Below are 12,487 nucleotides of genomic sequence, written 5' to 3'. Positions count from 1 at the left end.
TACTTTTGTTAAATTCTCATATACTGTACAAAACTTAGTAGGATGGATATTGATTGCAGGAACTATTTTTACAAATTAAAAATATAAATAGTATTGTCTGGGGAATTCCTATGCTATCTCTGTTGTTAGGCACTCATCTCTTTTTTACGTTTCGCTCAAAATTTATTCAAAAGAAATTATTTAAAGCTATAAAACTTTCCGTTACTTCTGATGATAATGGGGAAGGTAATATGTCAAGCTTCGCTAGTCTTACAACAACGCTAGCAGCTACATTAGGTACTGGTAATATCATCGGTGTTTCAACTGCTGTTGCTTTTGGTGGCCCTGGTGCGATATTCTGGTGTTGGATAACTGGTGTATTAGGAATGGCAACCTCCTATGTAGAATGTTATTTAGGTGTCAAATACCGTGTAAAAGATAAAGATGGGACTTACTTAGGTGGCCCAATGTATTCCATAGAAAATGGACTTCATTCCAAATCATTAGCTGTTCTATTTGCTGTTTGTACTATGCTTGCCTCCTTTGGTGTAGGTTGTACGACTCAATCTAATTCTATTTCAACAACAGCGTATTCAATGTGGGGATTGTCTCCCTACCTTATAGGATTTATTACTGCAATCGTATGTGGACTAGTAATTGTTGGTGGTGTTAAAACCATCGGTAATGTATGTATCAAATTAGTTCCTGCAATGGGAGCTTTTTATTTAATCGGATGCTTTATTATCTTGATATTAAATATCCAATATCTTTTTGATGCGATAAAATTAATAACAACAAGTGCGTTTTTACCAAGAGCAATGGCTGGAGGTTTTACCGGAAGTACTATCAAAATAGCTGCAAGATATGGAGTTGCAAGAGGTTTATTTACTAATGAAGCTGGCCTTGGATCTGCTGCTATTACTGCAGCAAGTGCCAAAACCTCAGATCCTAAGAAGCAGGCTCTGGTATCCATGACTGCTACTTTTTGGGATACTGTAGTCATGTGTGCTATTACTGGCTTAGTTATCGTAACAAATATGCTAAAGAATCCCAACTCTATTACTGGGTTTAACTCTTCTGAATATACAACTGCAGCTTTTTTGTCTATCCCCTATATTGGTGACCATATCTTATCTATTGCATTAATTGCTTTTGCTATAGCTACATTGATTGGTTGGTCCTATTTTGGTGAAAATGCAATACGTTATTTATTTGGTATTAAAAGTATAAAACTATATCAAATACTTTATATTGTTATGATATTTATTGGAGCAATAATGTCCTTAGATTTTGTTTGGGAACTATCAGACTTCATTAATGTTTTTATGGCTGTTCCCAATCTGATCTGCATTATTTTATTATCTAAACATATTAAATATTAAGTACTGAATTTTTTGATTTCTATGATCTGTAATGTCATGATGGTATAAATATTCTAATCATTGCGAATATACTGTTTAGACTGATTTTATTATGTATAGTATAGATTTTAAATAGATTGTTTTGATAATTAACTAAACAAAATCCGATTAAATACATTATGTATCAATCGGATTTTAATAAATATATATTCATCGTTAATTATATATTTTCATGTTTTAATTATTTTTGTAAATAATAGCTTCTTTTATTTCATTTGCTTTTGATTTATTAACAAGTATTTCTATAATTTTAAGGCCAAACTCTATAGCTGTTCCAAGACCTCTACTCGTAATAATATTTTCACTCACAACAACGTTATCTATCTTTACATCTGCACCAACTAATTTATCCTCAAACCCAGGATAGCAACTTGCAGCTCTTCCTGATAAGATACCATTCATCCCCAATACACTTGGAGCGGCACAAATTGCAGCAATCCATTTCTGTTTATTATTATGCTCGATCAATAAATTTATCAATTTATCATGATTTGCTAAATGATTAGTACCTGGCATACCACCCGGAAGAATGAGCATATCCACATCCTTATATTCAATTTTTTCGAAAAGACTATCTGCAACGACTTGAATTTTGTGTGCTCCCGTAACCTGTAACTCATCTTGTATTGACACCATAACTACATCTAAAGATGCTCGCTTTAATAAATCAACAACTGTTAAAGCTTCTACTTCCTCAAAACCATTAGCTAAAAAAATACATACTTTTTTCATATTCTACCTCCACTTTATTCCTTTATTAAAATTTTGATTATTATACTTGTATTAACACCATAGTTATAACTCTTAATATCATTAATTTAATTTCCTTAAATTTTACTACCAAATAGTTAAATTAAAATATATCATTTTAATTTAATTCTATTTTTAGTATGTCTTTGATCTTTATAACATATCACAAAAAACCTTGTAAGCTAAATGCCTACAAGGTTTTAATGCGGATAAAGGGACTTGAACCCCCACGGTCTCCCACTAGATCCTAAGTCTAGCGCGTCTGCCAATTCCGCCACATCCGCATAATATTATATTGATAACTTGATATTCTCGCATTATCAAATGAGACATCCGGGGCTCGAACCCGGGACACCTAGATTAAAAGTCTAGTGCTCTACCAACTGAGCTAATATCCCATTGTCAAAGATAATTAAAATTAGCTTTGCTACTGGGCTAGCTGGATTCGAACCAGCGACTGCAGGAGTCAAAGTCCTGTGCCTTACCGCTTGGCGATAGCCCATTATCATTTGTTCTTTATTCTACTTATAAATCATAAAATGCTTGTACAATTGCATTTAAGGTGGATATCGGGATTCGAACCCGAGGCCTCCAGAGCCACAATCTGGCGCGCTAACCAACTGCGCTATACCCACCATAATCTTGTCCTGAAACTCAAATCAAACGTGCCTGAAGGGATTCGAACCCCCGACACATGGCTTAGAAGGCCATTGCTCTATCCAACTGAGCTACAAGCACTAACATTGCTTTAACTAATAAATTGCTTAGTTAAAGCGGGTGATGGGAATCGAACCCACGTATCTAGCTTGGAAGGCTAGTGTTCTACCATTGAACTACACCCGCATGCAAATCGGGGTGACAGGATTCGAACCTGCGACCTCCTGGTCCCAAACCAGGCGCTCTAGCCAAGCTGAGCCACACCCCGTATTAAGTTATTTCTTAATCACTCTTAACGCAAGAATTATTATATAATACGTGGTGTGAAAAGTCAAGATATTTTTATTAATTTATTTATTCGAATTTTATATACAAAATAGAGAATTTTATTTTAACCTAATCTTTTTACTCGATATATTTAAACAATAGTAGTATTATTATACAATCCAAAATAATCTATCTCTTGTAATTCTATAAATATATTTTTACATTTATAGGAAATTCAGAGTATAATGAACTTTATTTTCACTATCTATTTCCATAAGTATAAAAGAAGGTTTTCTTCTTTCTTGTCTTGGAAGTGTAATACTCCCCGGGTTGATTACTGTAATACCTTTTCCTTGCTCGATATAAGGTATATGTGTATGACCATACATAACTATATCTGCATTATTTTCAATTCCATATCTTTTTAAAGTTTCCAAATCATAATGAACCCTATGACGATGTCCATGCACTAATAGTGCTTTATATTTCCCTATCTGAATTAATTTTTCACTTGCTCGTTCTGAGCTATAATCATTATTTCCAGCAACCATTTCTAACCTGCATGGCGCAACAGCCTCAATATAATCCTCACTACTTTCAAAATCGCCTAGATGTATCATTAAGTCAATATTACCAACTTTATTTATTACTCTATCAATATTATCCGTTTTGCCATGTGAATCACTTATTATTAAGATTTTCATAAATTACACCTACTCTCTGCTAAATGTATTCTTTAATTCTTCTTTCATTTTGTCCAGTGCAATTGCTCTATGGCTAATTTTATTCTTTTCTTCAACTGATATTTCGGCAGAAGTACATTGATATTCTGGAAGATAAAAAATAGGATCATACCCAAAACCATTTTCTCCATTTATTTTATATGCAATTCTTCCATTCATAACCCCTTGTGTCGTTAGAACTTTGCCGTTAGGAAAGGCACAAGCGATCGAACATACGAATCTAGCAGCTCGTTTATCCTCTTCTACACCTTCAAGTTTATCTATAATATATTGATTTTTATAACTATAAGGGGTATCTTCTCCTAAGTAACGAGCAGAATAAATTCCAGGATCATTATTGAAGTATTCAATTTCAAGTCCTGAATCATCTGCCATTACTATTTCATTTGTTAATTCCATAATTGTCTTGGCCTTAATAATAGAATTTTCTTCAAAAGTTTTTCCATCCTCAACAATTTTAATATTACAATTAAGATCTTTTAGTGAAAGTATTTCAACATTTAAATCCTGTAATATCATCCTTATTTCTTTTAGTTTTCCTTCATTTGTTGTTGCAAATATTATCTTTTTCATATCAATGTCCGTTCCTTCCAATGTGTATCTATTTGTCTGTAGTTTCTTTAATCCAGATAAGAATATGCTTTTCTTATTGCTTCATAAATACCTTTCGCAATTAACTTCTGATTCTTATGTTGTAATAGAAACTTTAAATCCTGTATATTTGTCATATACCCTACCTCAATTAATGCCACTGGGATCTTAGCATGTCCAATAATATATGTACCATTACTTCCAACAATACTTCTTTTATACCTATCTGCTGTATTGACCAGTTTTTCTAAACATATTTTTGATAAAAGTTCAGAATCCATTGGATCTTTCATTCTTCTATCATTATAAAGAACTTCGACTCCATTAGCATTTTTATTTTTACTTGAATTACAATGAATACTAATAAATAAATCAGCATCAAGATTATTTGCTAAATTAACTCTTTGCTTTAGATAGAGTTTTTGATCTTTTAGCCTTGTATAATAAACTTTTATTTTTTCTTTGTCTAATAACTTTTTTAGTTCTAGAACAATATTTAAATTCAAGTCCTTTTCATAATATTCCATATCAGGAGATGCTGTACCAATATCATTTCCACCATGCCCTGCATCTAATACAAGAATCTTATTGTAAACATCTTTTGGCCTTTGCAAAACTATATATAAATTTTTACTATCTTGAATAATTGTATGTACGTATATTTTATCAAGCTTTAATTTTATTATACAACTTTTTTTATCATTTTTTTTGTAGAAATCAATATTTCTAATAATATCTGTTTGAGATTTTGCAGAAGTATTATAAGTTATACTTTTACTTAACCTATCGATATTGTCATTAGAAAATGTTAAAATAAGCGATTCGTCCATATAACTATCTTCCATCGTCAGAATTGCATCTTGACTAATCCCATTTTTAGAAATCGTTATAAATGGATCTTTTATTTTTTTTATGTTTATATAATCAATATTTTTAATTTTATCATCATACTCAAATGAATCACTCGTTTGATTTATCATCTGGTCTAAAATGTTTTTCTTAGAAAAAGTAAAACTACCTATGTTAATATCATTAATTGTGTCATTATTTTTTATATTATTGCTTTGTGCTTGAATTAATCCATTATTATGATAAGTAAAAATAAATGAAATAATTATTGTAATACCTAAAATAATTAATGACTTTATTGACATTCTATGTAATGATTCTCTATTCACTCATATCTCACCCCTAAGTAATTTTATACTACATTTTTATCTTATATCGACATATATCAGAATCATTCATTATACGCCCATTTTAAATAACCCCATGTATTCAATACCCACTATCTAAAAATTGAATATTAATCTAAGTGTTAATGTAGATGTTAATATAAATCTAAATATATTATTTCTATCAACTATTCTATTATAACATCTTTAATTTTAAATAATAGACTCTATCATATCAAATGTTTCATTGTCTACTTATTTTTATTTAATATAATTGAAATTTTTATACTTTTTTGATACCATACTATAAATAAACATATTTTTCCATTATCACTTTATAGTAAATAATTTTCATTTACTTCATTTATTTATGATCAGTAGTAATAAGCGTAGTTAAGGTTGAAGAAAATAAATATATAATAAATCGCCACTTTACAATTCTTTTAACCGTTTATATGTGGCATAACACAATGATTATTCATGTGTTATTGGAGAAACTATGAATAAAATAATTTATCAAAAGGAAAGCTCTAAGGCTAGCCAAATAATCAAAGAAAAAGAACCACCAAAAAACACTCAGATCTCCATTATCCAAAGTGACAATTATCAAACTCTCTTAAATTATTACCCCTCTACCTTCAAGCCTAAAGGTACATTGTTAATTATTCATGGAATGGCAGAACATAATCTTCGATACCAAAATTTTATTAATTTACTAAATAATAATGAATACGAGGTTTATACCTATGATCAAAGAGGACATGGTATAGACAAAGATTTGTCAGAGCTAGGACATTTTTCAGATAAAAATGGTTATAAAATAGTAATATCGGATTCACTTAATATCATTGATTATATTCAAAAGCAAAATAGAACTTCTCGCTTTTTTATTTTTGGTCACAGCATGGGCTCTATTATTTTACGTAACATTATTCAGGAATTTGATGGCATTGATGGTGCCATAATCTCAGGTACAACCTATCCCAATACCCTTAAAATATACATGGGCGAGATAATCACTGCAATAGCTAAATTAACATTTGGTCCAAAACATATTTCACCATTCTTAAACAAACTTCTATTTAGTAGTAAGAATTATACAAAATTCACAAAAACTTCATCATTTGGTTGGTTAACTAGAGATATGAGTCAAGTAAATAATTATAATATAGATAAATACTGTGGCTTTAATTGTACAACTTCCTTTTATAATGATTTAGTCCTCTTAACAAAAAAAGCAGGATTAAAAAAAAATATAACAAAAACCAGGAGAGATTTACCATTATTCATAATAAGTGGAGACCAAGATGCAGTTAGCTCAAATGGTCAAGAAGTTATTAAACTTATTAATAAATTAAAATCTTTGGGATTCTTGAACATCTCTTATCAGATATATAGTCAAGCTAGGCATGAATTACTTAACGAAATTAACAAGAAAGATATAATGAATGACATAATAAATTGGTTAGAAAATAATGATTAACATTACTTTATATCAATTCACATGATTCAGATATGATTTGTAATCTTAGATTAATTTATAAAGATATCAATTATAATTAATGCAGCATGTTATACGCGCTTAATGTAATACCCTATTTAAGAAGAATATCTTATATCATGTAATATTAATGTAATAGTGAACTTTATAAATAAACATCAATTTATTATAGAATTATATAAAAAAAGAAGTTGTATTAGTGATTACTTACTAATATAACTTCTTTTTTTTAAAATGAGCTCATTTATCTGTTAAAATCTTTTTCCGTTAATATTTTCTTTATTTGTTTCTTATCTTTAATTTTCAAACTCTTTCTTTGGTCTTGGTGGCTTTGGTCCCATAAACTGATAGAAATATGTTTTTAACATACCGTTATAAATTTTACGATTTTTATCAGCTTGTCTACCAATATACTTCTGTACGTCCTCATAACTTGTAATGATATAGTAAGACCATGAATCAAGTGCATTAAATGTTCTTCCTATCTCCTTATACAATTTAGGAAGTTCTTCTTTTTCTTCTAATCGTTCTCCATAAGGTGGATTAGTAATAATAAATCCATATTTTTTTGGATGACTTAAATCACTTACAGAACGTTGTTGAAAATGGATATATTGGTCAACACCAGCTAACTTAGCATTTTCTCTTGCTGCTTTAACGATTTCTCCGTCCATATCATAACCTTGTATATTAAGTTCAACATCTTCCTTAATTAAAGAATGTGCCTCTTCAATTGCAGCGTACCATGTTTTCTTAGGTATAAGGTGTGTCCACGATTCGGATAAAAATGATCGATTCATACCTGGAGCAATATTAGCACCTATCATAGCAGCTTCAATTGGAATTGTACCACTTCCACAGAAAGGATCTACAAGAATTCTATCTTTATTCCAAGGTGTAAGCATAATCAAAGCAGCAGCTAAGGTTTCAGTAATTGGTGCTTTACTTACAAGCTTTCGATACCCTCTCTTATGCAATGAGGCACCTGATGTATCAATACCAATAGTAACCTCATCTTTCATAAAAGTTACTCTAATAGGGAATTCCATCCCACTTTCTTCAAACCAGCTTACATTATATTTTACCTTTAATCTTTCAACCATAGCTTTTTTCATAATTGATTGAATATCAGAAGGACTAAATAATTTACTTTTTATTGAAGTAGCTTTTGCAACCCAAAACTTACCATCCACTGGAATATAATTTTCCCATGGTATTAATTTAGTCTTTTCAAACAATTCCTCAAACGTTTCAGCTTTAAACTTTGCTACTTTCAACAATACCCTTTCAGTAGTCCTTAAAAAAATGTTTGATCTACAAATGGCATCTACCCCACCAGTAAATGTTACTTTACCATCTTCTACACTAACAATTTCATATCCTAGATCTAGTATTTCTTTTTTTAAAACTGCTTCTAAACCAAAGTGGCAAGGAGCCACAAATTCAAACTTATTCATTCTTTACTCCAATCTACATTAATAACGAATAGGTAATATGTAAAAATAAGCATTTCTACATATTACCTTTATCATATATATCTATTCTATATGCCTTTTTATATTCAGTCAACGAGTAAATTTGTTGTTGTGGAAATTTTACCTTTATAATAGTGAAAACCTCCAGCTACATTAATTACATGATATCCCAATTTACTTAATTCTCTAGATGCTAGTAAAGATATACTTCCGCGATCACAATATAATACAATATCTTTATATTTATCCAGTTTTCTCCTGTATCTACTTAGATTTTCAAGTTCAATATTTACTGCATTAGGGACGTGACCTTTTTTATACTCACTATAATCACGTAAATCAATTATAATTGCATTCACATTATTAATATATTCTTCCAAAGATTTTACAGAAATATACTCAATATTCATCTTAATCACCTACATTCTCCTAATATAATATATTCTATGTAGTTAAATTTGGTGATTAGAATCATATATTGTCGTTAATAAAAGGATCGGTTTATTAGATCTCGGTATTTATTTCTAAAAAATTTTTTGTATTTTTAACATGCATGAATTAAAACTACAAAAAAATTGCTTTTTCGGGAAAAAAACAATTTTTTTTTATGTAATGAATAATTTGTTATTGCTTTTTTTTATTAAATGTATTATAATTGTATTTGTGTTAAAGAGTTCACCCTTCAACAGAACTCTAATTCACACACTATATAACCCCTTATTAATTATTTATACTCCCCTCATCGAAACGACCGCTTGGCTCCCCCTCGCGGTCGTTTCACTTTTATTCATTTTTTAACAAAGTAATAAAAATAGCTTAAGTATTTTCTATTTTCTGCAATATCAACGCTTATTTATTTTTCTTTATTATAAATCATATATTTCTTTTAAATCTTTAAAATATTCACAAATATCAACTCTGTTGAGGTATCTAAAACATCCAACATTAAAGTTTTATTTTAAATACGTCTATATAAAGCCTCTTAACATGTAAACCGATCAAAGCTACATTTTAAAGGAGATGTTGTATATAGATTTAATCAAATTGTTATTTTTTGAATTTAGAAGATGTTTAAAGTAAAGTGTGAAGCAAGTATTAGTGTGTATAATCATCTATATTAAACAGATTCAAAGCCTCATATTTATCCTTGCTATGATTGTGCAACTTCAAAACTTCATTATTATCGTTAACTCAAAATTGAAGTTTTATCATCTCAGTTGTATAATTCTTATTTTATAGTCGAAGAAAGGAAAACATGTGTGTTATTGTGGTAAACAATTTTACGATATATATAATATTATAGCCATAATCAGCAACGTACAACACAACTCTCCTTTAAGATAGTTGAATACTACTCAATCAAGAGCATTTAATACGTTGTTTTACAAGCTAATGTCTCAAATAATTATTAACCCTAAGCATAAAAATAGCTCCATTATCCGTGTTTAGTTCGCATGCAACGCAACACGAAGCTAAATACTTGATAAAGAGCTAAAATTGTATATAAAAAAACTTGAAAATCTAAGATTTTCAAGTTTAACGTGGGTTAGAGGATTCGAACCCCCGACCTTTTGGTCCGTAGCCAAACGCTCTATCCAGCTGAGCTAAACCCACAAATATTAAATTACCAATGCCGGCGACCGGAATCGAACCGGTACGGGCGATTAGGCCCGCAGGATTTTAAGTCCTGTGCGTCTGCCAGTTCCGCCACGCCGGCATCAATGGGACCAACAGGGCTCGAACCTGTGACCCCCTGCTTGTAAGGCAGGTGCTCTCCCAGCTGAGCTATGATCCCATGGGAAAATAATAATAATTAATCAATAAAATACAATATTGATACGACCCAGAAGGGACTCGAACCCTCGACCTCCGCCGTGACAGGGCGGCGCTCTAACCAACTGAGCCACTAGGCCAAAAAATATAAATACAATGGACCTTCAGGGACTTGAACCCCGGACCGACCGGTTATGAGCCGGTTGCTCTAACCAACTGAGCTAAAGGTCCCTAAGCCGACGATCGGACTTGAACCGATAACCTGCTGATTACAAGTCAGCTGCTCTGCCAATTGAGCCACGTCGGCATAGATTATATTATTACATACATTATAATAAATCTATGTTTATTAATAATACGAGTGACTCCAAGGGGATTTGAACCCCTGTTACCGCCGTGAAAGGGCGGTGTCTTAACCGCTTGACCATGGAGCCAGGTAGTTTATATTTTTATACTAACATATATTACTAATTTACAATATTTAATTTTAGCTCCCCGAGTAGGGCTCGAACCTACAACCCCACGGTTAACAGCCGTGTGCTCTACCATTGAGCTATCGAGGAATAAGGTATATACCTTAAAAACTGCACATGAATTATTTATCCGTTTATTTTTGGTCAAGCCCTCGACCTATTAGTATTAATCAGCTACATGTGTTACCACACTTCCACCTTTAACCTATCTACCTCGTCGTCTTCAAGGGGTCTTACTTCTAAAAGAATGGGATATCTTATCTTAAGGGGGGCTTCACGCTTAGATGCCTTCAGCGTTTATCCCTTCCAAACTTGGCTACTCGGCCATGCCATTGGTATGACAACCGATACACCAGAGGTTCGTCCAACCCGGTCCTCTCGTACTAAGGTCAGCTCCTCTCAAATATCCTCCGCCTACGCCGGATAGGGACCGAACTGTCTCACGACGTTCTGAACCCAGCTCGCGTACCGCTTTAATGGGCGAACAGCCCAACCCTTGGGACCTACTACAGCCCCAGGATGCGATGAGCCGACATCGAGGTGCCAAACCACTCCGTCGATGTGAACTCTTGGGAGTGATAAGCCTGTTATCCCCAGGGTAGCTTTTATCCGTTGAGCGATGGCAATCCCACTTTATACCACCGGATCACTAAGTCCTACTTTCGTACCTGCTCCACCCGTCGGTGTCACAGTCAAGCCTTCTTCTGCCTTTGCACTCTTCGAATGGTTTCCAACCATTCTGAGAAGACCTTTGAGCGCCTCCGATACTCTTTCGGAGGCGACCGCCCCAGTCAAACTCCCCACCTGACATTGTCCTCTACCCGGATCACGGGTACAAGTTAGAAATCCAATACTACAAGGGTGGTATCCCAACAGCGACTCCGTGACAACTGGCGTCATCACTTCTTAGTCTCCCACCTATCCTGTACAGATAGTACCGAATCCCAGTATCAAGCTAGAGTAAAGCTCCATGGGGTCTTTCCGTCCTGGCGCAGGTAACCAGCATCTTCACTGGTATTTCAATTTCACCGGGTGCATTGTCGAGACAGTGCCCAAATCATTACGCCTTTCGTGCGGGTCGGAACTTACCCGACAAGGAATTTCGCTACCTTAGGACCGTTATAGTTACGGCCGCCGTTTACTGGGGCTTAAGTTCAAACCTTCGGATTACTCCTAAGCTCTCCCCTTAACCTTCCAGCACCGGGCAGGCGTCAGCCCATATACTTCACCTTGCGGTTTTGCATAGACCTGTGTTTTTGCTAAACAGTTGCTTGGGCCAATTCTCTGCGGCCTACTTTCGTAGGCACCCCTTCTCCCGAAGTTACGGGGTCATTTTGCCGAGTTCCTTAACAATGCTTCTCCCGTCGGCCTTAGGATTCTCTCCTCATCCACCTGTGTCGGTTTACGGTACGGGTACAATAAAAACAATAGCGGCTTTTCTTGGCAGTAAGTCCATCAGCTTCCCTACTTATATTTCGGTCCGCATCACGTCTTCCCATTGCCTGGCGGATTTGCCTACCAGACTGGTACCTCGCTTGCACTGGTTTTTCCATTCCCAGCTCTGACTTCCTTCCTGCGTCCCCACAGTTCTGATTTATTGTAGTACAGGAATTTCAACCTGTTATCCATCGACTACGTCTTTCGACCTCGCCTTAGGCCCCGACTTACCCAGAGCAGATCAG

General features: G+C 33.4%; 8 protein-coding genes, 15 tRNA genes and 1 rRNA gene (1 of these 24 running past the window's edge). 2 read left to right on the top strand and 22 right to left on the bottom strand.

The window, feature by feature from the left end; translation table 11 throughout:
- Positions 1–53 precede the first annotated feature (53 nt).
- Positions 54–1,361, top strand: coding sequence for an alanine/glycine:cation symporter family protein (locus bsdtb5_RS05035; protein WP_271714946.1), 1,308 nt, complete (start codon positions 54–56; stop codon positions 1,359–1,361).
- Between the two features lie 216 nt (positions 1,362–1,577).
- Here the strand turns inward: bsdtb5_RS05035 and bsdtb5_RS05030 are convergent, their stop codons facing one another.
- The 11 genes from bsdtb5_RS05030 to bsdtb5_RS04980 form a co-directional block, all read right to left on the bottom strand.
- Positions 1,578–2,132: a DJ-1 family glyoxalase III gene (locus tag bsdtb5_RS05030; protein ID WP_271714945.1), complete on the bottom strand. Its 555-nt coding sequence runs from the start codon at positions 2,130–2,132 to the stop codon at positions 1,578–1,580.
- Between the two features lie 222 nt (positions 2,133–2,354).
- A tRNA-Leu gene (locus bsdtb5_RS05025) sits at positions 2,355–2,434 on the bottom strand.
- 41 nt (positions 2,435–2,475) lie between these two features.
- Positions 2,476–2,548 (bottom strand) — tRNA-Lys (locus bsdtb5_RS05020).
- Between the two features lie 32 nt (positions 2,549–2,580).
- Positions 2,581–2,652, bottom strand: a tRNA-Gln gene (locus tag bsdtb5_RS05015).
- A 59-nt stretch (positions 2,653–2,711) separates the two neighbouring features.
- Positions 2,712–2,785, bottom strand: a tRNA-His gene (locus bsdtb5_RS05010).
- A 29-nt stretch (positions 2,786–2,814) separates the two neighbouring features.
- Positions 2,815–2,888, bottom strand: a tRNA-Arg gene (locus bsdtb5_RS05005).
- Positions 2,889–2,922: 34 nt separating this feature from the next.
- Positions 2,923–2,993 (bottom strand) — tRNA-Gly (locus tag bsdtb5_RS05000).
- Positions 2,994–3,000: 7 nt separating this feature from the next.
- Positions 3,001–3,075, bottom strand: a tRNA-Pro gene (locus bsdtb5_RS04995).
- A 223-nt stretch (positions 3,076–3,298) separates the two neighbouring features.
- Entirely contained in the window at positions 3,299–3,778 is a 480-nt protein-coding gene (locus bsdtb5_RS04990) for a metallophosphoesterase (RefSeq protein ID WP_271714944.1), read from the bottom strand.
- A 9-nt stretch (positions 3,779–3,787) separates the two neighbouring features.
- A complete protein-coding gene (locus bsdtb5_RS04985; RefSeq protein WP_271714943.1) occupies positions 3,788–4,390 on the bottom strand; it encodes an XTP/dITP diphosphatase in 603 nt (200 codons plus the stop codon).
- Positions 4,391–4,437: 47 nt separating this feature from the next.
- Positions 4,438–5,586 carry an N-acetylmuramoyl-L-alanine amidase family protein gene (locus tag bsdtb5_RS04980; RefSeq protein ID WP_271714942.1) on the bottom strand — a complete coding sequence of 383 codons (1,149 nt, stop codon included), beginning with the start codon at positions 5,584–5,586 and terminating at the stop codon, positions 4,438–4,440.
- A gap of 496 nt (positions 5,587–6,082) precedes the next feature.
- On the opposite strand from bsdtb5_RS04980, the gene bsdtb5_RS04975 reads away from it, so the two are divergent.
- On the top strand, positions 6,083–7,066 hold the full coding sequence (locus bsdtb5_RS04975) for an alpha/beta fold hydrolase (RefSeq protein ID WP_271714941.1): 984 nt from the start codon (positions 6,083–6,085) through the stop codon (positions 7,064–7,066).
- A gap of 314 nt (positions 7,067–7,380) precedes the next feature.
- On the opposite strand, the gene bsdtb5_RS04970 is transcribed toward bsdtb5_RS04975, so the two are convergent.
- From bsdtb5_RS04970 to bsdtb5_RS04920, 11 genes are all read right to left on the bottom strand, one after another.
- Positions 7,381–8,541: a THUMP domain-containing class I SAM-dependent RNA methyltransferase gene (locus bsdtb5_RS04970; protein WP_271714940.1), complete on the bottom strand. Its 1,161-nt coding sequence runs from the start codon at positions 8,539–8,541 to the stop codon at positions 7,381–7,383.
- 104 nt (positions 8,542–8,645) lie between these two features.
- Positions 8,646–8,969: a rhodanese-like domain-containing protein gene (locus bsdtb5_RS04965; RefSeq protein ID WP_271716049.1), complete on the bottom strand. Its 324-nt coding sequence runs from the start codon at positions 8,967–8,969 to the stop codon at positions 8,646–8,648.
- Positions 8,970–10,099: 1,130 nt separating this feature from the next.
- Positions 10,100–10,173, bottom strand: a tRNA-Arg gene (locus bsdtb5_RS04960).
- Positions 10,174–10,190: 17 nt separating this feature from the next.
- Positions 10,191–10,276 (bottom strand) — tRNA-Leu (locus tag bsdtb5_RS04955).
- A gap of 5 nt (positions 10,277–10,281) precedes the next feature.
- Positions 10,282–10,354: transfer RNA gene (locus bsdtb5_RS04950), tRNA-Val, on the bottom strand.
- Positions 10,355–10,398: 44 nt separating this feature from the next.
- Positions 10,399–10,472: transfer RNA gene (locus tag bsdtb5_RS04945), tRNA-Asp, on the bottom strand.
- Between the two features lie 17 nt (positions 10,473–10,489).
- Positions 10,490–10,563, bottom strand: a tRNA-Ile gene (locus bsdtb5_RS04940).
- A 3-nt stretch (positions 10,564–10,566) separates the two neighbouring features.
- Positions 10,567–10,639, bottom strand: a tRNA-Thr gene (locus bsdtb5_RS04935).
- 55 nt (positions 10,640–10,694) lie between these two features.
- A tRNA-Glu gene (locus tag bsdtb5_RS04930) sits at positions 10,695–10,766 on the bottom strand.
- A gap of 57 nt (positions 10,767–10,823) precedes the next feature.
- Positions 10,824–10,895 (bottom strand) — tRNA-Asn (locus tag bsdtb5_RS04925).
- A gap of 50 nt (positions 10,896–10,945) precedes the next feature.
- Positions 10,946–12,487, bottom strand: a 23S ribosomal RNA gene (locus bsdtb5_RS04920); it runs 1,357 nt beyond the window's last position.

Source organism: Anaeromicropila herbilytica (assembly GCF_016591975.1).
Taxonomy (GTDB): domain Bacteria; phylum Bacillota; class Clostridia; order Lachnospirales; family Lachnospiraceae; genus Anaeromicropila; species Anaeromicropila herbilytica.
This window is presented reverse-complemented; position numbering and strand designations above follow the sequence as displayed.

Excerpts from the sequence above, each read along its gene's own strand:
- bsdtb5_RS05030 (WP_271714945.1), bottom strand. The coding sequence starts at position 2,132 with ATGAAAAAAGTATGTATTTTTTTAGCTAATGGTTTTGAGGAAGTAGAA.
- bsdtb5_RS04990 (WP_271714944.1), bottom strand. The coding sequence starts at position 3,778 with ATGAAAATCTTAATAATAAGTGATTCACATGGCAAAACGGATAATATT.
- bsdtb5_RS04985 (WP_271714943.1), bottom strand. The coding sequence starts at position 4,390 with ATGAAAAAGATAATATTTGCAACAACAAATGAAGGAAAACTAAAAGAA.
- bsdtb5_RS04975 (WP_271714941.1), top strand. The coding sequence starts at position 6,083 with ATGAATAAAATAATTTATCAAAAGGAAAGCTCTAAGGCTAGCCAAATA.
- bsdtb5_RS04970 (WP_271714940.1), bottom strand. The coding sequence starts at position 8,541 with ATGAATAAGTTTGAATTTGTGGCTCCTTGCCACTTTGGTTTAGAAGCA.
- bsdtb5_RS04965 (WP_271716049.1), bottom strand. The coding sequence starts at position 8,969 with ATGAATATTGAGTATATTTCTGTAAAATCTTTGGAAGAATATATTAAT.